The organism is Streptomyces wedmorensis (assembly GCF_000716445.1).
Taxonomy (GTDB): Bacteria; Actinomycetota; Actinomycetes; order Streptomycetales; family Streptomycetaceae; genus Streptomyces; species Streptomyces wedmorensis.
Map to the genome: position 1 here is coordinate 1 of NZ_JNWK01000206.1, position 265 is coordinate 265.

Annotated in this window: 1 protein-coding gene; it reads left to right on the top strand. The window is 72.5% G+C overall.

The genetic code is table 11. The features are described 5' to 3' along the window. A partial coding sequence (locus OO54_RS41115) for a hypothetical protein (protein WP_033212950.1) occupies nucleotides 1-265 on the top strand: 265 nt, incomplete at both ends.

The following is a 265-nucleotide window of genomic DNA, read 5'->3' on the forward strand; positions in this document are numbered from 1 at the left end:
CTACCTGCCCCGCCTGGTCCGGCAGGGATTCCGGGGACCGATCCTGACCAGCGCCCACACCGCCCGGCTCGCCGGGATCGTGCTGCGCGACAGCGCCCGCCTCCAGATGGAGGCCGCCCGGCACGCCGACGAACACGGCTGGTCCAAGCACCGCCCGGCCAAGCCCCTCTACGACGACTCCGACGTCGAGAAGACCCTGGCCTTCCTCGACCCCGTCCCGGTCGGTGAGGAGGTCGAGATCATGGCCGGCACGCGGCTGACGCTC